The organism is Streptomyces sp. NPDC050743 (assembly GCF_044456925.1).
In the GTDB taxonomy this organism is placed as follows: Bacteria; Actinomycetota; Actinomycetes; order Streptomycetales; family Streptomycetaceae; genus Streptomyces.
Window position 1 is genome coordinate 63,212 of the sequence record NZ_JBITGJ010000008.1, and the last position, 20,121, is coordinate 83,332.

General features: G+C 72.0%; 16 protein-coding genes. 13 read left to right on the forward strand and 3 right to left on the reverse strand.

All coding sequences use genetic code 11. From position 1 onward, the window contains the following. Positions 1-147 precede the first annotated feature (147 nt). The 4 genes from ACIBJF_RS11550 to holA all read left to right on the forward strand — a co-directional run bounded on the left by ACIBJF_RS11550 (position 148) and on the right by holA (position 5,099). Positions 148-2,772, forward strand: a complete 2,625-nt coding sequence (locus tag ACIBJF_RS11550) for a ComEC/Rec2 family competence protein (RefSeq protein ID WP_399173483.1) — start codon at positions 148-150, stop codon at positions 2,770-2,772. 27 nt (positions 2,773-2,799) lie between these two features. Next, positions 2,800-3,642, forward strand: a complete 843-nt coding sequence (locus ACIBJF_RS11555) for an arylamine N-acetyltransferase (protein ID WP_399173484.1) — start codon at positions 2,800-2,802, stop codon at positions 3,640-3,642. A 133-nt stretch (positions 3,643-3,775) separates the two neighbouring features. Then, on the forward strand, positions 3,776-4,021 hold the full coding sequence (locus ACIBJF_RS11560; RefSeq protein WP_351797818.1) for a hypothetical protein: 246 nt from the start codon (positions 3,776-3,778) through the stop codon (positions 4,019-4,021). 88 nt (positions 4,022-4,109) lie between these two features. Further along, positions 4,110-5,099, forward strand: coding sequence for a DNA polymerase III subunit delta (gene holA, locus ACIBJF_RS11565; protein WP_399173485.1), 990 nt, complete (start codon positions 4,110-4,112; stop codon positions 5,097-5,099). Between the two features lie 561 nt (positions 5,100-5,660). On the opposite strand, the gene rpsT is transcribed toward holA, so the two are convergent. Further along, the gene (rpsT, locus tag ACIBJF_RS11570; RefSeq protein ID WP_399173486.1) at positions 5,661-5,927 is read right to left on the reverse strand and encodes a 30S ribosomal protein S20; all 267 of its coding nucleotides are present in this window, start codon (positions 5,925-5,927) and stop codon (positions 5,661-5,663) included. Between the two features lie 227 nt (positions 5,928-6,154). Between rpsT and lepA the strand changes: the two genes are divergently transcribed. The 5 genes from lepA (at position 6,155) to ACIBJF_RS11595 (ending at position 14,129) form a co-directional block, all read left to right on the forward strand. Beyond that, positions 6,155-8,029 carry a translation elongation factor 4 gene (gene lepA / locus ACIBJF_RS11575; protein ID WP_399173487.1) on the forward strand — a complete coding sequence of 625 codons (1,875 nt, stop codon included), beginning with the start codon at positions 6,155-6,157 and terminating at the stop codon, positions 8,027-8,029. A 273-nt stretch (positions 8,030-8,302) separates the two neighbouring features. After that, positions 8,303-10,177 (forward strand): AMP-dependent synthetase/ligase, encoded by a 1,875-nt coding sequence (locus tag ACIBJF_RS11580; protein WP_399173488.1) that lies wholly within the window; start codon positions 8,303-8,305, stop codon positions 10,175-10,177. A gap of 183 nt (positions 10,178-10,360) precedes the next feature. Then, positions 10,361-12,190, forward strand: a complete 1,830-nt coding sequence (locus ACIBJF_RS11585) for a SpoIIE family protein phosphatase (RefSeq protein ID WP_399173621.1) — start codon at positions 10,361-10,363, stop codon at positions 12,188-12,190. Between the two features lie 27 nt (positions 12,191-12,217). Beyond that, positions 12,218-13,450, forward strand: a complete 1,233-nt coding sequence (hemW, locus tag ACIBJF_RS11590) for a radical SAM family heme chaperone HemW (RefSeq protein WP_399173490.1) — start codon at positions 12,218-12,220, stop codon at positions 13,448-13,450. Between the two features lie 82 nt (positions 13,451-13,532). Then, the gene (locus ACIBJF_RS11595; protein WP_351797825.1) at positions 13,533-14,129 is read left to right on the forward strand and encodes a Uma2 family endonuclease; all 597 of its coding nucleotides are present in this window, start codon (positions 13,533-13,535) and stop codon (positions 14,127-14,129) included. On the opposite strand, the gene ACIBJF_RS11600 is transcribed toward ACIBJF_RS11595, so the two are convergent. Both ACIBJF_RS11600 and ACIBJF_RS11605 read right to left on the reverse strand, forming a co-directional pair. Next, entirely contained in the window at positions 14,107-14,976 is an 870-nt protein-coding gene (locus ACIBJF_RS11600; protein ID WP_399173492.1) for a DUF3097 domain-containing protein, read from the reverse strand. The genes ACIBJF_RS11595 and ACIBJF_RS11600 overlap by 23 nt on opposite strands. A 34-nt stretch (positions 14,977-15,010) precedes the next feature. Then, a complete protein-coding gene (locus tag ACIBJF_RS11605; protein WP_399173493.1) occupies positions 15,011-15,733 on the reverse strand; it encodes an MBL fold metallo-hydrolase in 723 nt (240 codons plus the stop codon). A 172-nt stretch (positions 15,734-15,905) separates the two neighbouring features. Between ACIBJF_RS11605 and hrcA the strand changes: the two genes are divergently transcribed. The 4 genes from hrcA to ACIBJF_RS11625 all read left to right on the forward strand — a co-directional run bounded on the left by hrcA (position 15,906) and on the right by ACIBJF_RS11625 (position 20,108). Further along, complete coding sequence (gene hrcA, locus ACIBJF_RS11610; RefSeq protein WP_399173494.1) at positions 15,906-16,922, forward strand: heat-inducible transcriptional repressor HrcA; 1,017 nt, start codon at positions 15,906-15,908, stop codon at positions 16,920-16,922. Continuing rightward, positions 16,923-18,059: a molecular chaperone DnaJ gene (gene dnaJ / locus ACIBJF_RS11615; RefSeq protein ID WP_351797832.1), complete on the forward strand. Its 1,137-nt coding sequence runs from the start codon at positions 16,923-16,925 to the stop codon at positions 18,057-18,059. A gap of 223 nt (positions 18,060-18,282) precedes the next feature. Continuing rightward, the gene (locus ACIBJF_RS11620) at positions 18,283-19,359 is read left to right on the forward strand and encodes a nitronate monooxygenase (protein ID WP_399173495.1); all 1,077 of its coding nucleotides are present in this window, start codon (positions 18,283-18,285) and stop codon (positions 19,357-19,359) included. After that, complete coding sequence (locus ACIBJF_RS11625; RefSeq protein ID WP_399173496.1) at positions 19,356-20,108, forward strand: 16S rRNA (uracil(1498)-N(3))-methyltransferase; 753 nt, start codon at positions 19,356-19,358, stop codon at positions 20,106-20,108. The genes ACIBJF_RS11620 and ACIBJF_RS11625 overlap by 4 nt, the downstream gene beginning before the upstream one ends. Positions 20,109-20,121: the final 13 nt, after the last annotated feature.

Genomic DNA, 20,121 nt, shown 5'->3' on the forward strand with positions numbered 1-20,121 from the left:
GACGGGCCGCCGGTGCGCGGGAGTTCCGGCGTACTCGCGCAGGCCCGGCGGGGAGGCGGGAGGTCAGGACACCCGGAGGTCGGAGACGCCGCAGTCCGTGACACCAGGGAAGACGGGACCGCCGCTCGCGGCGACCGGGCGGGGCCCATGGACCTGCGTCTGGTGCCGCCCGCGCTCGCGGCCTGGGGCACGGCGGCCCTGACGCTGGACACCCCGGCGGGCTGGACGGCCGGGATCGCGATCGTCTGCCTGGTGGGCGGGCTCGCCCTGCTGGCGACGCGGAGGACTCCACGGCCCGCACAGTCCGTACCGGCCGGGCAGGTTACGCGGAGAGAGCAGGCCGGGCGGCCGCTCGGGCGGTTCGCGTGGGCCCGCGCTTCGATCGCCGCCGTGCTGCTGTGCGTCGCCGCGGCGGCCGCCTCGGCCGGGCTGCATGGGGCGGACCTGCGGCGCGGGCCGGTACCCGAGCTGGCCCGGCGGTACGCGATCGTGACCGCCGAGGTCGAGGTGAGCGGCGACCCCTGGTTGAGCCGGCCGCGGGTGCGCGGCGATCACGCCGCGCCGCAGGCGGTACTGGCCCGGGCGCAGGTGCGGCGCGTCGAACAGAGCGACGGGACGAGTGTGCGGACGCGGACTCCGGTGCTGTTGGTCGTCGACGCGGATGTTCCCGCGCCGGGAGGGACGGCTGACGGTGAGCAGGGTGCGTGGGGCGCGCAGGACAGGCAGGGTGCGCAGGACAGGCAGGGTGCGCAGGACAGGCAGGGTGCGCGGGGCAGGCAGGGTGCTCGTGATGCCTGGCTCGGGTTGTTGCCGTCCACGCGGCTGCGGGTCGGCGGGCGGCTGGTGCCCGCGCTGACGGGTGGGGAGCGGACCGCGGCCGTGCTGCGGGTGCGTGGGAGGCCGGGGCCGCGGATCGTGGCGGGGCCCAGTGGGCCGCAACGGTTCGCGGGACGGCTCAGGGCCGGGTTGCGGGAGGCGACCGACGGTCTGCCGGGGGACGCGCGGGCGCTCCTTCCCGGGCTGGTCGTCGGGGACACTTCACGGATCACGCCCGAGCTGGACGAGGCGTTCAAGGAGACGGACCTGGCGCACACGCTCGCCGTGTCCGGCAGCAACCTCACCGTCCTGCTGGCGCTGCTCATCGGGCCGCCCGGACTGGCCCGGCTGGTCGAACGCCGTGGTCTCGCCCCGCGCCTCGGGCTCTCGCTGCGGGCGACCGCGCTGCTCGCCGGAGTGCTGACGCTGGGATTCGTGGTCGTGTGCCGGCCCGACCCCAGCGTGCTGCGGGCCGCCGCCTGTGGTGCGGTCGCGCTGCTCGCCCTGGCCACCGGGCGCCGCAGATCCCTGATCCCGGCACTGGCCACGGCCGCTCTGCTGTTGGTGCTCTACGACCCGTGGCTGGCCCGCAGTTACGGCTTCCTGCTCTCCGTGCTGGCCACCGGCGCGCTGCTCGTCCTGGCACCGGGCTGGAGCGAGGCGCTGCGGCGGCGCCGGGTGCCGCCGAGGCTCGCGGAGGCGCTGGCGGCGGCAGCAGCGGCACAGGCGGTGTGCGCCCCGGTCACGGCGGTGCTGTCGGCGCGGGTGAGCCTGGTGGCGGTGCCGTGCAACCTGCTCGCCGAGGTGGCGGTGGCACCGGCCACCGTGCTGGGGTTCACGGCGCTCATGACGGCGCCGTTGGCGATGGCGCTGGCCAAGGCGCTGGCCTGGTGCGCGAGTTGGCCCGCCGAGTGGATCGCCGGTGTGGCCCGGACGGGGGCGGCGCTGCCCGGCGCGGGAGTGGACTGGCCGGGCAGCTGGCCGGGAGCGCTGCTGCTCGCGGTGGTCACCGTCGCCGTCGTCCTGGCCGGACGGTGGCTCACCCGGCATCCGTGGTGGTGCGGACTGCTCGGGGTGCTGCTCCTGCTCGCGGTGGTGCGGCCGGCGCCGCTGCCCCGGGTGATCACGGGCTGGCCGCCGCCGGGCTGGTGGTTCGCGATGTGCGATGTCGGACAAGGTGACGCGACCGTACTGGCGGCGGGCGAGGGAGCCGGGGTGGTCGTGGACGCCGGCCCCGATCCGGCGCTGGTCGACCACTGTCTGCGGCAGCTGGGCATCACGCGCATCCCGCTCCTCGTTCTGACCCACTTCCACGCCGACCATGTGGCGGGACTGCCCGGTGTACTGCGGGGCCGTTCCGTGGCCGCGATCGAGACCACGGGGTATGAGGAGCCCGCCGACCAGGCCGAGTTCGTCAGAAGGGAGGCGGCGGCGCGGCACATCCCGGTCACGCGGGCCGTAGCGGGAGAGCAACGGCGTGCCGGAGCGCTGTCCTGGCGGGTCCTGTGGCCACCACCGAGCACCCGGCCGCCCTGGGACACCCAGACCCCGTACTGGCCGGGCCCGCTGCCCGAGCCGGACGGTCCGAACGACGCCAGCGTCGCGATGCTGGTGCGCTCGGGCGGGCTGCGGCTGCTGTTGCTGGGCGACCTCGAACCACCGGCCCAGCGGGCGCTGGTGCGGTCACCGGCGGCGGCCGAGCTGGCCGGTGTGGACGTCTTGAAGGTGGCCCATCACGGCTCGGCCTATCAGGACCCGGAGCTGATGCGGCTCGCGGCTCCCCGGGTGGCGCTCATCTCGTGCGGCGCCGACAACCCCTATGGCCACCCGGCACCGGCGACGGTGGCAGCGCTGCGGGAGGGCGGGGCGCTGGTGCTGCGCACCGACCGGGACGGGGAGCTGGCGGTCGGCGGGACGGGAGGGAAGGACGGGGAGGTGCGGGTGGCGAGAGACTGAGGACCGGGTGTTCGCCAGACTGGGGCCATGAACTCAAGCCAGGTCGAGGCCTATCTCCGCCGGATCGGGGCCGAGCACCCGCAGGAGCCCACCGGCCGGGCGCTGCGCGAGCTGCAGCTGCGCCATCTGCGGACCGTCCCCTTCGAGAACCTGTCGATCCACCTCGGCGAGGAGATCGTGCTGGAGGAGGAGCGGCTGCTGGACAAGGTGGTCGGGCGCGGGCGTGGTGGCTTCTGCTACGAACTGAACGGCGCCTTCGGCACGTTGCTCGCCGCGCTCGGCTACGAGGTCGAGCTGCTCGCGGCACGCGGGTACGGCGACGAGGGGCGGCTCGGCATCCCGTACGACCATCTCGCCCTGCGGGTGCGGACGGTGGAGAGGGAGACGTGGCTCGCGGACGTCGGGTTCGGCGCGCACAGTCACTACCCGCTGAGCTACGCGGAACGTGAGGAGCAGGTGGACCCGGCCGGCGTGTTCCGGGTGGTGGCTGCCGGGCCGGACGCGGCCGGGGTGAGCGGAGGCGGCTCGGCCGGTTCCACAGACCTGGACGTCGTATGGGACGGCAGCCCGCAGTACCGACTGGAGACGCGGCCCCGCGTGCTCGGGGACTTCGCGGCCGGGGTCTGGTGGCACAGAACCTCCCCGCTGTCGCACTTCACCCGGTCACTGGTCTGCTCACGGGTCACCGAGGACGAAGGGAGGATCACGCTCAGCGGGCGGGAACTGAAGACGACGGCCGGCGACGGTACGCGCTCGACGCGCGAGTTGGAGACGGACGAGGAGGTGCTGACGGCGTACCGGGAGCGGTTCGGGATCGAGCTGGACCATGTGCCGACTGTGCGGAATCGGAACAGGAACCCGGATTCGTAGTTCGGTCCGGTTCCGGCGCTGGTGTCGGATTCCCGTGATATGGGCCTACGCCTGACACTCCCGCCGCGCCCGAGGCCTGACCTGGGCGTACGGCGCCGTCCCGGCCTTCCGCACGGTGCCGGAGAATGGGCCCGTGAGCGATGTGAGACACGTGCTGGTGCTGCCCGACCGGGATGCCGCCGAGGAGGTGGCCGAGGTGCTCGGGGAGCGGTTCGGGCTGGACGAGGAGCCCCGGATCGTCCGGGACGCGCTGGCCGGCGAGGACGACGCCGAGGACGCGCAGTGGCTGGTGGTCCTGCGGGACGAGGACGGGCGGCTGGACCCGGCGGAGCTGGACGAGTTCGCCGGGGAGTGGGACGGCTGGCGCGAGGAGCCGTGACCCCGAGACGGGGCTCGGGGTCCGCTCCGGGACCGGTCAGGGTGCCGGGGCCGGTTCGTTGTCAGTGCCGCGTGGGATGCTGTCAGTGATGGCCAGGAAGACTGCGAATGACGACCCTCTCGCCCCGGTGACGCTCGCCGTGGGCCAGGAGGACCTCCTGCTCGACCGTGCCGTGCAGGAGGTGGTGGCCGTCGCCAAGGCCGCCGACGCCGACACGGACGTACGCGACCTCACCCCGGACCAGTTGCAGCCCGGCACCCTCGCCGAGCTCACGAGTCCTTCGCTCTTCGCCGAGCGGAAAGTCGTGGTCGTACGCAACGCGCAGGACCTGTCCGCCGACACGGTCAAGGACGTGAAGGCATATCTCGGGTCGCCCGCCGAGGAGATCACGCTCGTGCTGCTGCACGCGGGCGGGGCCAAGGGCAAGGGGCTGCTGGACGCCGCGCGCAAGGCGGGAGCTCGGGAGGTGGCCTGCCCGAAGATGACCAAGCCCGCGGACCGCTTGGCCTTCGTGCGGGGCGAGTTCCGCTCCTTCGGGCGGTCGGCCACGCCCGAGGCGTGCCAGGCACTCTGCGACGCCATCGGCAGTGATCTGCGGGAGCTGGCCTCGGCGGTCTCCCAGCTGGTCGCCGACGTGGAGGGGACGATCGACGAGGCGGTCGTCGGGCGGTACTACACCGGCCGGGCCGAGGCCTCCAGCTTCACGGTCGCCGACCGGGCCGTGGAGGGGCGTACGGCGGAGGCGCTGGAGGCGCTCAGATGGTCGCTGGCGACGGGCGTGGCGCCGGTGATGATCACCAGCGCGCTGGCCCAGGGCGTGCGGGCGATCGGCAAGCTGTCCTCCGCACGCGGGGGGCGGCCGGCGGATCTGGCGCGGGAGCTGGGGATGCCGCCTTGGAAGATCGATCGGGTGCGGCAGCAGATGCGGGGGTGGACGCCGGACGGCGTCGCGGTCGCGATGCGGGCCGTTGCCGAGGCCGACGCCGGGGTGAAGGGCGGGGGCGACGATCCCGAGTACGCCTTGGAGAAGGCGGTCGTGACGATCGCCCGTGCGGCGCGGTCGAGAGGCCGGAGCTGATCCGGCGCGGACTCGGGCGGACCTGGTCCTGAACTGGCCCTGAAGCGGGGCGGATCGGCGCCCACCCGGGGAGGCCCAAGCCCCGCCCGCAGCGGTCGTCGGCACGCTCGTCCGCAAGCGCCCCGACGCCCTCTCCCGCAGGGACAGGCACACCCTTCCGGGCACTGCCGGCGGCGGCCCGGACGCCAGGCACCGCGCGGCCGGGAGCCACCCGCCGTCCGCTGTCCGTCCCGTGACGTCCAGGACCGGGACGCGATGACCGACGCCGGCGGCGTCCACGGTCGGCTCCATGGCGTCACGGCCGGCAGCACACGCGTCGACGTGCGCGACCCGGCTCCGGTCACCGAGCTCGGATCACCCGGCTCCGGTCGTAAGAGGGGCATGCCGAAGGCCCCGCCGCCCGCCCTGGGGAAGGGAGGGTGCCGGGGCCTTCGGATCAAGCTGGTGGACTCGCACCCGCGTGGCGAACGCAGGCCGCGTGCGAATCCGGGGGTGCCGGCCGGGAGCGGATGAGAGAGGGCCCGCTCTGGGTCCTTCCGGCGGTCAGATCAAAAAGGAGGTTCAGCCCTTGAGGGACGTGACCTGGGAAGCAAGCGCCGACTTCTTGTTGGCGGCCTGGTTCTTGTGGATGACGCCCTTCGAGACGGCCTTGTCGAGCGCACGCGCGGCAGCGCGCTGCAGCTCGGTGGCCTTCTCGACGTCACCCGCGGCAGCGGCCTCGCGGGCCTTGCGGATCGCGGTCTTCAGGGAGGACTTGACGGCCTTGTTGCGCAGCCGAGCCTTCTCGTTGGTCTTGATCCGCTTGATCTGGGACTTGATGTTCGCCACGAAGGAGCCTTTTCAGGTTCTTGGTGCGGGGCCGCTCGGGTCCCGTACCGGTGATCCAAAATTTCTCTGACGCGCCTCGCGCTGAGAGGGCATGAGGCACAGCCATCTACAGTACCAGTGGCCCTGCGAGCGGCCCAAAACGGTGCCCGGTCCCTCCGCGTGGGACCATGGAGACTACGTATCGATCCGACCCGAGGCATAAGGCGCCTCAAGAGACAGGACCCTGCGTGCCCGCGACCCCTAACCATGTGCCCGAGCCGAGCCGTACCGACCCGGCGCTGATCCGCAATTTCTGCATCATCGCGCACATCGACCACGGCAAGTCCACGCTCGCCGACCGGATGCTCCAGCTGACCGGTGTGGTCGAGCAGCGGCAGATGCGTGCTCAGTACCTCGACCGGATGGACATCGAGCGCGAGCGCGGCATCACGATCAAGTCCCAGGCGGTGCGTCTGCCCTGGGCCCCCACCGAGGGCCCCGACCAGGGCACGACCCACATCCTCAACATGATCGACACCCCGGGGCACGTCGACTTCACCTACGAGGTATCGCGGTCGCTCGCCGCCTGTGAGGGGACCATCCTCCTCGTCGACGCCGCCCAGGGCATCGAGGCGCAGACCCTCGCCAACCTCTACCTGGCGATGGAGAACGACCTCACGATCATCCCCGTACTGAACAAGATCGACCTGCCGGCCGCGCAGCCGGAGAAGTTCGCCGAGGAGCTGGCGAACCTGGTCGGCTGCGACCCGTCGGACGTGCTCAAGGTCTCCGCCAAGACCGGCCTCGGCGTCGACGCGCTGCTCAACAAGGTCGTCAAGGAGATCCCGGCGCCGGTCGGGGTCGCCGACGCGCCGGCCCGCGCGATGATCTTCGACTCGGTCTACGACTCCTACCGCGGTGTCGTGACGTACGTCCGTGTCATCGACGGCCAGCTCAACAAGCGCGAGCGCATCAGGATGATGTCGACCGGCGCCACCCACGAGCTGCTGGAGATCGGGACCAACTCGCCCGAGATGCTCCCGGCCGACGGCCTCGGCGTGGGCGAGGTGGGCTACCTGATCACCGGCGTGAAGGACGTGCGCCAGTCCAAGGTCGGTGACACCGTCACCAGCCAGGCCAAGGGCGCCACCGAGGCCCTCGGCGGCTACAAGGACCCGAAGCCGATGGTCTTCTCGGGTCTGTATCCGCTCGACGGCTCCGACTACCCCGAGCTGCGCGAGGCCCTCGACAAGCTGCAGCTCAACGACGCCGCGCTGGTCTACGAGCCGGAGACCTCCGCCGCCCTCGGCTTCGGCTTCCGCGTCGGCTTCCTCGGCCTGCTGCACCTGGACGTGATCCGGGAGCGGCTGGAGCGCGAGTTCGGCCTCGACCTGATCGCCACCGCGCCCAACGTGGTCTACCGCGTGGTCATGGAGGACCGCAGCGAGCACATCGTCACCAACCCGAGCGAGTTCCCCGAGGGGAAGATCGGCGAGGTGTACGAGCCGGTCGTGCGCGCCACCATCCTGGCGCCCACCGAGTTCATCGGCTCGATCATGGAGCTGTGCCAGACCCGGCGCGGCACCCTGCTCGGCATGGACTACCTCTCCGAGGACCGGGTCGAGATCCGTTACACCCTCCCGCTCGCGGAGATCGTCTTCGACTTCTTCGACCAGCTGAAGTCCAAGACCCGCGGCTACGCGTCCCTCGACTACGAGCCCACCGGCGAGCAGACCTCCAGCCTGGTCAAGGTCGACATCCTGCTGCACGGCGACAAGGTGGACGCCTTCTCGGCGATCACCCACAAGGACGCCGCGTACGCGTACGGGGTGCGGCTCGTCGCCAAGCTGCGCGAGCTCATCCCGCGGCAGGCCTTCGAGGTGCCGATCCAGGCCGCCATCGGCTCCCGGGTCATCGCCCGCGAGACCATCCGCGCCATCCGCAAGGACGTCCTCGCCAAGTGCTACGGCGGTGACATCTCCCGTAAGCGGAAGCTGCTGGAGAAGCAGAAGGAAGGCAAGAAGCGGATGAAGATGGTGGGTTCCGTGGAGGTTCCGCAGGAAGCCTTCATCGCCGTCCTCTCCAGCGATGACAGCGCGGGGTCGGCCAAGGGCAAGAAGTAACCAGCGGTAACAACGGGTTACGTCCATAAACGCGGACACAAAGGGGCTCGTCGTGCGAAAGCGCGGCGGGCCCCTACGCGCGCGTAGCGTCGCTCTGCGTGGAAAGTGACAGGCCGATGCCCCTTACGCGGCAGCCGGTCGCGGCTTACTCTGATCCCTGCTCGATAGTTACTCGCGAGTTAAACAACAGTGTTACAACAGCTCGAGCCCCCACCGTGAGCTAACCCAGCCGCACCGAGTACAGCCGCGCCGTCGCGGGCCCCGGAGGATGTCGTGAGCGACACACAGACCCTGATCGAGAACCGTCCGCCGTCCGTGGCGGCCCTCTTCCTGGAGCGCGTGGCGGCCACACCGGACGCCGAGGCCTACCGCTACCCGGTACCGGCCGCCTCCGGCCAGGGCCCCGACGACTGGAAGTCGCTCAGCTGGGCGCAGGCGGCCGAGCGGGTGTTCGCGATCGCGGCCGGCCTCATCGAACTGGGCGTGGAGCCCGAGCAGCGGGTGGCGCTCGCCTCCTCCACCCGGGTCGAGTGGATCCTCGCCGACCTCGGCATCCTGTGCGCCGGTGGAGCCACGACCACCGTCTATCCCCAGACCAACGCCGACGAGTCGGCCTTCATCCTCTCCGACTCCGAGAGCCGGGTGCTGATCGCCGAGGACGCGGCGCAGGTCGCCAAGGCGGTCGAGAAGCGCGCCGAGCTGACCGAGCTGACCAAGGTCGTCGTCATCGACGCGACGGGCGTGGAGACGAGCGACTGGGTGATCACGCTCGCCGAGCTGGAGCGGCGCGGAGCGGCCTACCTGGAGACCCACCCGTCGCTGATCAAGGAGCGGGTCGGCGCGATCAAGAAGGACCAGCTCGCCACCCTCATCTACACCTCCGGCACCACCGGCCGCCCCAAGGGCGTCAGGCTCCCGCACGACAACTGGGCATACATGGCGAAGGCGATCGCCGCGACCGGCCTCGTCACCATGGACGACGTGCAGTACCTGTGGCTGCCGCTCGCGCACGTCTTCGGCAAGGTCCTCACCTCCGGCCAGATCGAGGTCGGGCACGTCACCGCCGTCGACGGCCGCGTCGACAAGATCATCGAGAATCTTCCGGTGGTGCAGCCGACGTACATGGCGGCCGTGCCGCGCATCTTCGAGAAGGTCTACAACGGCGTCGCCGCCAAGGCCCGCGAGGGCGGCCCGGCCAAGTACAAGATCTTCCAGTGGGCCGCCGAGGTCGCCCGCGAGTACGCCAAGGTCAGCCAGGACAACTTCCGGCGCACCGGCACCGCCGCGGTGCCCTTCGGTCTCGCCGCCAAGCACAAGGTCGCCGACACCCTCGTCTACGCCAAGCTCCGCGAGGCCTTCGGCGGCCGGCTGCGCGCCTGCGTCTCCGGGGCCTCCGCGCTCGCGCCCGAGATCGGCTACTTCTTCGCCGGCGCCGGCATCCACATCCTGGAGGGCTACGGCCTCACCGAGTCCTCCGCCGCCTCCTTCGTCAACCCCGGCGAGGCCTACCGCACCGGCACGGTCGGCAAGCCGCTGCCCGGCACCGAGGTGCGCATCGCCGACGACGGCGAGATCCTGCTGCGCGGCCCCGGCATCATGGAGGGCTACCACGGGCTGCCCGAGAAGACCGCCGAGGTGCTGGAGTCCGACGGCTGGTTCCACACCGGCGACATCGGCGAGCTCTCGCCCGACGGCTATCTGCGCATCACCGACCGCAAGAAGGACCTCATCAAGACCTCCGGCGGCAAGTACGTCGCCCCCGCCGAGGTCGAGGGCCAGTTCAAGGCGGTGTGCCCGTACGTCTCCAACATCCTGGTGCACGGCGCCGACCGGAACTACTGCACCGCCCTCATCGCCCTGGACGAGATCGCGATCCTGGACTGGGCGAAGCAGAACGGGCTGGAGGGCAAGCCGTACGCCGAGGTGGTGGCCGCGCCGCAGACCGTGGAGATGGTCGACGGTTATGTGCAGCAGCTCAACGCCGGACTGCAGAAGTGGCAGACCATCAAGAAGTTCCGGCTGCTGCCGCGGGACCTCGACGTGGAGCACGGGGAGATCACCCCGAGCCTGAAGCTGAAGCGGCCGGTGGTCGAGCGGGAGTACAAGCACCTCATCGAGGAGATGTACGCCGGGACCAGGGAGAAGTAAGGGCCGGCCCGGTTGGGTGTGCGGCTCCGCCGTGGTCGCTCGCGCCACGCGGCGGGGCCGCACACCGGGCACAGCCCCGCGCCCCTTTGACAGTCACGGGCGTTCGAAAGTGGCCGTCTTCCGCCCACTTCGGTAACTCAGCGCTTATAGGTGCGCCCTGTCTGTCACCCTGGCCGCATGGACATGGCGGCCATACCGACACAGCGGGAGAGCGAGCCCCGGGCCCGGGAGGTGCGCGGGCGCGCCACGCTGCCCGGAAGCCCTCTCGCGCCCGGGTCGGCGCGTGCGCTGGTGCGGGCCGCGCTGGCCGACGCGTCCGAGGTGTGCGCGATCCCGGCGCGGCTCGTCGACGACACCATGGCCGTCGTCAGCGAGCTGGTCACCAACGCCGTCGTGCACGCCGGTACGGACGTGGTGGTCGAATGGCTGCTGGAGGAGACCGGGGCGTTCGTGGTGGAGGTGGGCGACCGGCATCCCTCCCGCGCCCCGCGCGACCCGCTCGGCGGCGAGGGGCCGTACGACACCCCCGAGTCCGGGCGCGGCCTGCGGCTGGTCACCACGCTCGCCGAGACCTGGGGCGTCACCTACCGCGCCGGCGCCAAGACCGTCTGGGCGCGGCTGCCCCCGGGCGGCGTCGAGGACCCGGACGGCCCCGCCCCGGACGCCCCCCTGGAGGTCGCCGAGGACCTGGCCCCGCAGCCGCACCGCGCCGACGGCGACCGGGACTGGCTCGGCCGGGGCGCGCTGTCGTTCCTCGCCGAGGCCTCCGACCTGCTCGCCGGACAGCTGGACGAGACCCTGGTCACCGCCCTCACCGGTCAGCTCATCGTGCCGCGGCTCGCCGACTGGTGCGCGGTGTGGCTGGAGGACGAGGCGACCGTGCGCGGCGGCGCCGCCGGCGGTCCCGACCGGGTCTGGCACGCCAGCGAGAACCGCATCGAGGAACTGCGCTGCGCCCTGGAGAAGGAGCCGCCCTGCCCGGGCGAGGCGCTGCGCTCCGGCCCCGAGCCGTATCCGTGGCCCGGCCACGCGCTCGGCCCGCAGGGCGCCGACGGCACGGCGCTGGCGTACCGGCTGATCGCGGGCGGCCGGCCGCTCGGCACGCTGGTCATCGGCAGGTGCGGGCTCGCGCGCTTCCCCGACGAGGTCACCGGGCTCGTGGAGGACCTCGGCCGCCGCGTCGCCCTGGCGATCGGCGCCGCCCGCCAGTACGCCCGCCAGGCCACCATCAGCGCCGTCCTGCAGCGCGGCCTGCTGCCCGGCGCGGTCGCCGAGATCCCCGGCGTGAGCAGCGCGCTCGTCTACGAGCCCTGCGACAAGGGCGGCCCCAGCGGCGACTTCTACGACCTGTTCCCCGCCGGTGACGGCCGCTGGTGCTTCGCCGTCGGCGACGTCCAGGGCAAGGGGCCCGAGGCGGCGGTCGTGATCGGCCTCGCCCGCCCCTGGCTGCGCCTCCTGGCCCGCGAGGGCTACCGGGTCGCCGACGTCCTCGACCGCCTCAACCAGCTCCTCCTGGACGACGCCACCGAGGCCGCTGACGCCGCCGCCCGCGCCCTCGTCGCCGCCGGCGGCCGGCCGGTGGTCACCGGGGACGGCCCGCAGACCCGCTTCCTGTCCCTCCTCTACGGCGAGCTGACCCCGTACGACGGCGGGGTCCGCTGCACCCTCGCCTCGGCCGGCCACCCGCTCCCGCTCGTCCTGAGCCCCGACGGCACCGTGCGCACCGCCGCCGGCCCGCAGACCCTGCTCGGCGTGGTCGAGGACGAGACGTACACCAGCGAGACCTTCGACCTGCGGCCCGGCGACAGCCTGCTGTGCGTCACCGACGGGGTGACCGAGCGGCGCTCCGGCTCCCGCCAGTTCGACGACGGCGACGGCCTCGCCCGCGCCCTGTCCGGCTGCGCCGGGCTCGGCGCCGAACCGATCGCGCAAAGGATCCGCCGCCTGGTGGACGACTTCGGTGAGGGCCCGCCCGAGGACGACCTCGCCCTGCTGGTGCTCCAGGCGGAGTAACGGCGGCCGTGCTGGACAATGGAAGGCATGCCTTCCGCACTCCCCGACGGCGAGCCCGTCCCCGCCGACGGCGCGCTGCCCGCGCACGCGCTGGCCGGGGCCACAGGCCGCCCGCTCGGCTTCTACCTGCACGTCCCGTACTGCGCGACCCGCTGCGGCTACTGCGACTTCAACACCTACACCGCGACCGAGCTGCGCGGCACCGGCGGTGTGCTGGCGTCCCGCGACAACTACGCGGACACGCTGGCGGACGAGATCCGGCTCGCCCGGAAGGTGCTCGGCGACGACCCGCGCGCGGTCCGTACGGTCTTCGTCGGGGGCGGTACGCCGACACTGCTGGCCGCCGACGATCTCGTACGGATGCTGGCCGCCATCCGCGAGGAGTTCGGCCTGGCGCCGGACGCCGAGGTCACGACCGAGGCGAACCCGGAGTCGGTCGACCCGGCGTACCTCGCCACCCTCCGGGAGGGCGGCTTCAACCGGATCTCCTTCGGCATGCAGAGCGCGCGGCAGCATGTGCTGAAGATCCTGGACCGCACCCACACGCCCGGCCGCCCCGAGGCCTGTGTCGCGGAGGCGCGGGCGGCGGGCTTCGAGCACGTGAACCTGGACCTGATCTACGGCACCCCCGGCGAGAGCGACGACGACTGGCGGGCCTCGCTGGACGCGGCGATCGGGGCGGGGCCGGACCACATCAGCGCGTACGCGCTGATCGTCGAGGAGGGCACGCAGCTCGCCCGCAGGATCCGCCGGGGCGAGGTCCCCATGACCGACGACGACGTGCACGCGGACCGCTACCTGATCGCCGAGGAGACCCTGAGCAAGGCGGGCTTCGACTGGTACGAGGTCTCCAACTGGGCCACCTCTCAGGCGGGCCGGTGCCTGCACAACGAGCTGTACTGGCGCGGCGCCGACTGGTGGGGCGCGGGTCCCGGGGCGCACTCGCACGTGGCCGGGGTGCGCTGGTGGAACGTGAAGCATCCGGGGGCGTACGCGGCGGCGCTCGCCTCCGGCCGCTCCCCCGGGGCGGGGCGTGAGCTGCTGTCCGAGGAGGACCGGCGCGTGGAGCGGATCCTGCTGGAACTGCGGCTGCGGGAGGGGGCGCCGCTGTCCTTGCTGAAGGAGGAGGGGCTTGCGGCGTCCCGGCGGGCGCTGGCTGAGGGGCTCCTCCAGGAAGGGCCGTACGAGGAGGGGCGGGCCGTGCTGACGCTGCGGGGGCGGTTGCTGGCGGACGCGGTGGTGCGGGACCTGGTGGACTGATCACTCCGGCGAGTGAATCCCCCCGGAGCGCCGGTTCGGTCCCTAACCTGGTTCGTAGGCTGCCGCCAAAAGGACGCGGCGGATGTGGAGGGCCACGGAGATGACCGCTGTGGACGAGCGTGGGATGACGAAGTTCTTCGAGGAGTTCGAGGCTCCCGAGGGCGTCAAAGTCGAGCTTCTCCGGGGGGTAATCGTGATGATGGCCAGCCCTGATCTGGTCCACAACATGATCGTGGAAGACGTGTTTGACCAAATCCCGCGCAAGCGGTGGGCTCGGCTTCAGACCCAGGACGTCGACATCCTTGACGAGGCCAGCGAGCCGGTGCCGGACTTGGTGGTAATGGAGCGCGATGCAATGCCGCGTTCAGGGCGCCTGTTGCCGTCCGGGCTGATCACGATGGTCGTCGAGGTCGTCTCCAAGTCCAGCGTCCACCAGGACTACGTGGTCAAGCGCTCGATCTACGCGGCGGGAAAGATTCCCGCCTACCTCGTCCTTGACCCGGTCATGGCGCACTGCGTCCTGTTGACAAAGCCTTCGGGCCAGGGCGAGGACGCTGACTACCGCAGCCAGGAGATCATCAAGTTCGGTGATCCAGTCCCGTTGGAGGATCTGGGACTCGAACTGGACACCACCGAGTTCGGAACGTTCCCCAACGTCAGGCCCCACCGCTACCCGTGACGAAGTCGATCAGCTCCTCCACCCGCCCCAGCAGCTCCGGCTCCAGGTCCTTGTAGGACCCCACCCGCTTCAGGATCGCCTGCCACACCGCCCCGGTGTTCTCCGACGGCCAGCCCAGTGCCCGGCACACCCCCGTCTTCCAGTCCTGCCCCCGCGGAATCGTGGGCCACGCCTCGATCCCCAGCGCGGCCGGCTTCACCGCCTGCCAGATGTCGATGTACGGGTGGCCGACCACCAGCGCGTACTCGCTGGTCACCGACTCCGCGATCCGCCACTCCTTCGTGCCCGGCACCAAGTGGTCCACCAGAACACCCAGGCGGGCGTCCGGGCCCGGTGCGAAGGAGGCGACGATCGACGGCAGGTCGTCCACGCCCTCCAGGTACTCCACGACCACGCCCTCGATGCGCAGGTCGTCGCCCCACACCTTCTCGACCAGCTCGGCGTCGTGCCGGCCCTCGACGTAGATGCGGCCGGCGCGGGCCACGCGGGCGCGGGCGCCGGGGACGGCGACCGAGCCGGAGGCCGTACGGGTGGGCCGTACCGGACCGCCGGAAGGCCTCACCAGCGTCACCACGCGCCCCTCCAGCAGGAAGCCCCGCGGCTCCAGCGGGAACACCCGGTGCTTGCCGAAGCGGTCCTCCAGGGTCACCGTGCCCGCCTCGCAGCGGATCACCGCCCCGCAGAACCCGGTGCCGGGCTCCTCCACCACCAGGCCCGGCTCCGCCGGCACCTCAGGCACGGGCTTCGGCTTCTTCCACGGCGGGGTCAGGTCGGCGGAGTACAAACGAGGGCGCGGGCCCGAAGGGCCCTCGTTGGAAGGGCGGTGGCGGGAGACGGGTGGGCGCATTCGAGTGACGATAGGAGAAGCCGTACGGCCGCGCTCACGACACGCCGAAACGGGCCGCCAGCTCGTCGCGCTGCCGTCGTACGAACGCCGCGTCCACCACCGCTCCGTGACCGGGAACGTACAGCGCGTCCTCGCCGCCCAGGGAGAGAAGCCGGTCCAAGGCGTCCGGCCAGCGGGACGGGACCGCGTCCGGGCCCGCCTGGGGCTCGCCGGACTCCTCGACCAGGTCGCCGCAGAACACCACCTCGGGATCTCCTGGGACCAGCACCGCCAGATCATGCGCGGTATGCCCCGGACCCACGTTCGCCAGCAGAACCTGCCGGCCGCCCCCGAGGTCCAGCGTCCACTCGCCGGAGACCGGATGGCCGGGCGGCACCAGCGCGTCCACCGCCTCGTCCGCGTCCGCCACCGCGAGTCCGTTTCTCACGGCGTCCATGCGCAGCTCGTCGCGTTCGTGGGCCAGCACCGCGTCGACGCCCACCGCCCCGTACAGCTGCGCCCCCGCGAAGGCCGCCGCCCCGAAGACATGGTCGAAGTGGGGGTGGGTCAGCGCGAGATGGGTCACACGGCCGCCGGCCAGTTCCTCGGCCTGTGTCCGCAGCCGCGCGCCCTCGGCCAGGCTGGAGCCGGCGTCCACCATCAGCGCCGTACCCTCCCCGAGGACCAGCCCGACCGTGCAGTCCCAGCCGGGCAGCCGGCACCGCCCGACCCCCGGGGCCAGTCGTTCCCACCCCAGCTCTTCCCAAGTCACCGTCATACCGCGACGCTAGCCGCACGAGCCGCCGGGACCGCACCGACCTTGCCCCGGGTGTACCCGACAGCCGTACACTGGGCCCGGGAACGCTGGCACTCGCATGCGAAGAGTGCCAGGCGGACGAACCGCAGGGCCGACCAGGACCGAGGGGACGACATGCTGGAGGTGCGCGCGAATGCTGAGTGAACGCAGGCTTCAGGTGCTGCGCGCCATCGTCCAGGACTACGTCGGCACCGAGGAGCCGGTCGGGTCGAAGGCCCTGACCGAGCGGCACAACCTCGGCGTGTCCCCGGCGACGGTCCGTAACGACATGGCGGCCCTGGAGGACGAGGGGTACATCGCCCAGCCGCACACCAGCGCCGGGCGGATCCCCACGGACAAGGGCTATCGGCTGTTCGTGGACAAGCTGGCGGGCGTGAAGCCGATGACCGCGCCCGAGCGGCGCGCCATCCAGAACTTCCTGGAGGGCGCCGTCGACCTCGACGACGTCGTGGCGCGCACGGTCCGGCTGCTCGCGCAGCTCACCCGGCAGGTCGCCATCGTGCAGTACCCGTCCCTGACCCGGTCCACCGTGCGGCACGTGGAACTGCTCTCGCTCGCCCCCGCGCGCGTGATGCTCGTGCTGATCACGGACACCGGCCGGGTCGAGCAGCGGATGGTCGACTGCCCGGCGCCCTTCGGCGAGACCTCCCTCGCCGATCTGCGGGCGCGGCTGAACAGCCGGGTCGCGGGCCGCCGGTTCTCGGACGTGCCGACGCTGGTCGAGGACCTGCCGGAGGCCTTCGATCCCGAGGACCGCGGTACGGTCTCGACGGTGCTCTCCACTCTTCTGGAGACGCTGGTCGAGGAGAACGAGGAGCGGCTGATGATCGGCGGTACCGCCAATCTCACCCGCTTCGGGCATGACTTTCCCCTCACGATCCGGCCCGTCCTGGAGGCTCTGGAGGAGCAGGTCGTGCTCCTCAAGCTCCTGGGCGAGGCGAAGGATCCGGGCGTGACGGTGCGTATCGGGCACGAGAACGCCCACGAGGGACTCAACTCCACCTCCGTGGTGTCGGTCGGCTACGGTTCGGGCGGCGAGGCGGTTGCCAAGCTCGGCGTGGTCGGACCGACCCGCATGGACTATCCGGGAACGATGGGAGCGGTACGCGCAGTGGCACGGTACGTCGGACAGATCCTGGCGGAGTCGTAAGTGGCCACGGACTACTACGCCGTTCTCGGCGTGCGCCGCGACGCGTCGCAGGATGAGATCAAGAAGGCGTTCCGCCGGCTCGCGCGCGAGCTGCACCCGGACGTCAACCCGGACCCGAAGACCCAGGAGCGGTTCAAGGAGATCAACGCCGCTTACGAGGTGCTGTCGGACCCGCAGAAGAAGCAGGTCTACGACCTCGGCGGCGACCCGCTCTCGCAGGCGGGCGGCGCCGGCGCGGGCGGCTTCGGGGCCGGCGGCTTCGGCAACTTCTCCGACATCATGGACGCGTTCTTCGGTACGGCGTCGCAGCGCGGCCCGCGCTCGCGCACCCGGCGCGGCCAGGACGCGATGATCCGCATCGAGGTCGAGCTGGACGAGGCGGCCTTCGGGACCACCAAGGACATCCAGGTCGACACGGCGGTCGTCTGCAACACCTGCAACGGCGAGGGCGCGGCGCCCGGTACGACCGCCCAGACGTGTGACATGTGCCGTGGCCGCGGTGAGGTCTCGCAGGTCACCCGGTCCTTCCTCGGCCAGGTCATGACCTCGCGTCCCTGCCCGCAGTGCCAGGGCTTCGGGACCGTCGTGCCGACCCCGTGCCCCGAGTGCGCCGGCGACGGCCGGGTCCGTTCCCGCCGCACCCTGACCGTGAAGATCCCGGCCGGTGTCGACAACGGCACGCGGATCCAGCTCGCCGGTGAGGGCGAGGTCGGTCCCGGCGGCGGTCCGGCCGGTGACCTGTACGTGGAGATCCACGAGCTGCCGCACCCGACCTTCCAGCGGCGCGGCGACGACCTGCACTGCACGGTCACCATCCCGATGACCGCGGCGGCGCTCGGCACCAAGGTGCCGCTGGAGACGCTGGACGGCATGGAGGAGGTCGACATCCGGCCCGGCACCCAGTCCGGCCAGTCGATCCCGCTGCACAACCGCGGCGTCACGCATCTGCGCGGCGGCGGCCGGGGTGACCTGATCGTGCACGTCGAGGTGCAGACCCCGACCAAGCTGGACCCCGAGCAGGAGCGCCTGCTGCGGGAGCTGGCCAAGCTGCGCGGCGAGGAGCGGCCGCAGGGGCAGTTCCAGCCGGGGCAGCAGGGGTTGTTCTCGCGTTTGAAGGATGCGTTCAACGGGCGCTGACGTGCGCTGCGGCGTGGCCGGGGGTCCGGGGGTCGTCCCGCCGGGCAGACACGGTCAGCCGGGGCAGCAGGGGTTGTTCTCGCGTTTGAAGGATGCCTTCAACGGGCGCTGAGCAACCGCTCACGGAGGCCATACGGGGTGCCTCGGCACCCCGTATGCCAGTGGTTTATGCCATCGGACGCCCGGATTCGGACTTGTTCGACGGACGTGACAACATGCGGTCATGTCCTCCGCGCTGACCGATCTCTTCCCCCACCCGATCGTGCAGGCCCCCATGGCGGGCGGTGTCTCCGTCCCGCAGCTCGCCGCCGCCGTCTGCGAGGCCGGTGGTCTCGGGTTTCTCGCCGCCGGATACAAGACCGCCGACGGCATGTACCAGGAGATCAAGCAGCTGCGGGGGCTCACGAGCCGGCCCTTCGGCGTGAACGTGTTCATGCCGCAGTCCGAGCATGCCGAGTCCGGCGCCGTGGAGGTCTACGCCCACCAGCTGGCCGGCGAGGCCGCCTGGTACGAGACCGAGCTGGGCGACCCGGACAGCGGCCGGGACGACGGTTACGACGCCAAGCTCGCCGTGCTCCTCGACAACCCGGTGCCCGTGGTCTCCTTCCACTTCGGTGTGCCGAGCCGGGACGTCTTCGACAGCCTGCGCCGCGTCGGCACCTACACCCTGGTCACCGCCACCACCACGGAGGAGGCCCGCGCCGTCGAGCGGGCCGGGGCGGACGCGGTGATCGCGCAGGGCGTGGAGGCCGGCGGCCATCAGGGAACCCACCGGGACCTCCCCGAGAACGACGGCTCCGGCATCGGGCTGCTGTCACTGGTCACGCAGATCCGCGAGGCCGTGAGCATCCCGGTCGTCGCCGCCGGCGGCATCATGCGCGGCAGTCAGATCGCCGCCGTCCTCGCGGCCGGCGCGAGCGCGGCCCAGCTGGGCACCGCCTTCCTCGCCACCCCCGAGTCCGGCGCCCAGGCCGTGTACAAGCAGGCGCTGACCAACCCCCTTTTCTCGCGCACCGAGTTGACCCGCGCCTTCTCCGGCCGCCCGGCGCGCGGACTGGTCAACCGCTTCCTGCGCGAGCACGGCCCGTACGCCCCCGCCGCCTACCCGGAGATCCACCACCTCACCGCGCCGCTGCGCAAGGCCGCCGCCAAGGCCGGGGACGCGCAGGGCATGGCGCTGTGGGCGGGGCAGGGGCACCGGCTGGCCCGCGAGCTGCCCGCCGGGGAGCTCGTGGAGGTGCTGGCCGCCGAACTCGACGCCGCCCGGACAGCGTTGTCGGCCAAGGGAGGCCTGCGATGACCGCGCCGGTGTTCGTCGTCGACTCGCTGGAGGGCGTGGGCCCCGGCTCGGTCGTCGACGTCACGGGCCCCGAGGGGCGGCACGCGGTCTCCGTACGGCGGATGCAGCCCGGCGAGAACGTGGTGCTGACGGACGGCGAGGGCCGCGGGGCCGCCGGGGTCGTCGTCAGCGTGTCGGGCAAGGACCACCTGGTGGTCGAGCCGTTCGAGTTCCCGGTGGAGCCCGAGCCCAGCCCCCGTATCACCGTGGTCCAGGCGCTCCCGAAGGGCGACCGGGGCGAACTCGCCGTCGAGACGATGACGGAGACCGGCGTCGACGCGATCGTGCCCTGGCAGGCCGCCCGGTGCATCACCCAGTGGAAGGGCGAGCGGGGTCACAAGGCGCTCGCCAAGTGGCGGGCCACCGCGCGCGAGGCCGGCAAGCAGTCCCGCCGGCTGCGCTTCCCGCGGGTCGCGGACGCGGCAAGCACCAAGCAGGTTGCCGCACTTCTGGCCAAAGCCGACTTCGCCGCCGTGCTCCACTCCGACTTCGAGCACGAGAGCGGGCGGCTGGCCACCGCCGAACTGCCCACCGAGGGCGAGATCGTGCTGGTCGTCGGCCCCGAAGGAGGCGTCGCCCGGGACGAGTTGGCGCTCTTCGAGGAGGCGGGTGCGAGGGCGTACGTACTCGGTCCTACCGTGCTGCGTACATCAACCGCCGGCACCGCCGCCGTGGCCCTGCTGCTGGGCCGCACCGGCCGCTGGTCCTGACACCCCGGGGGGA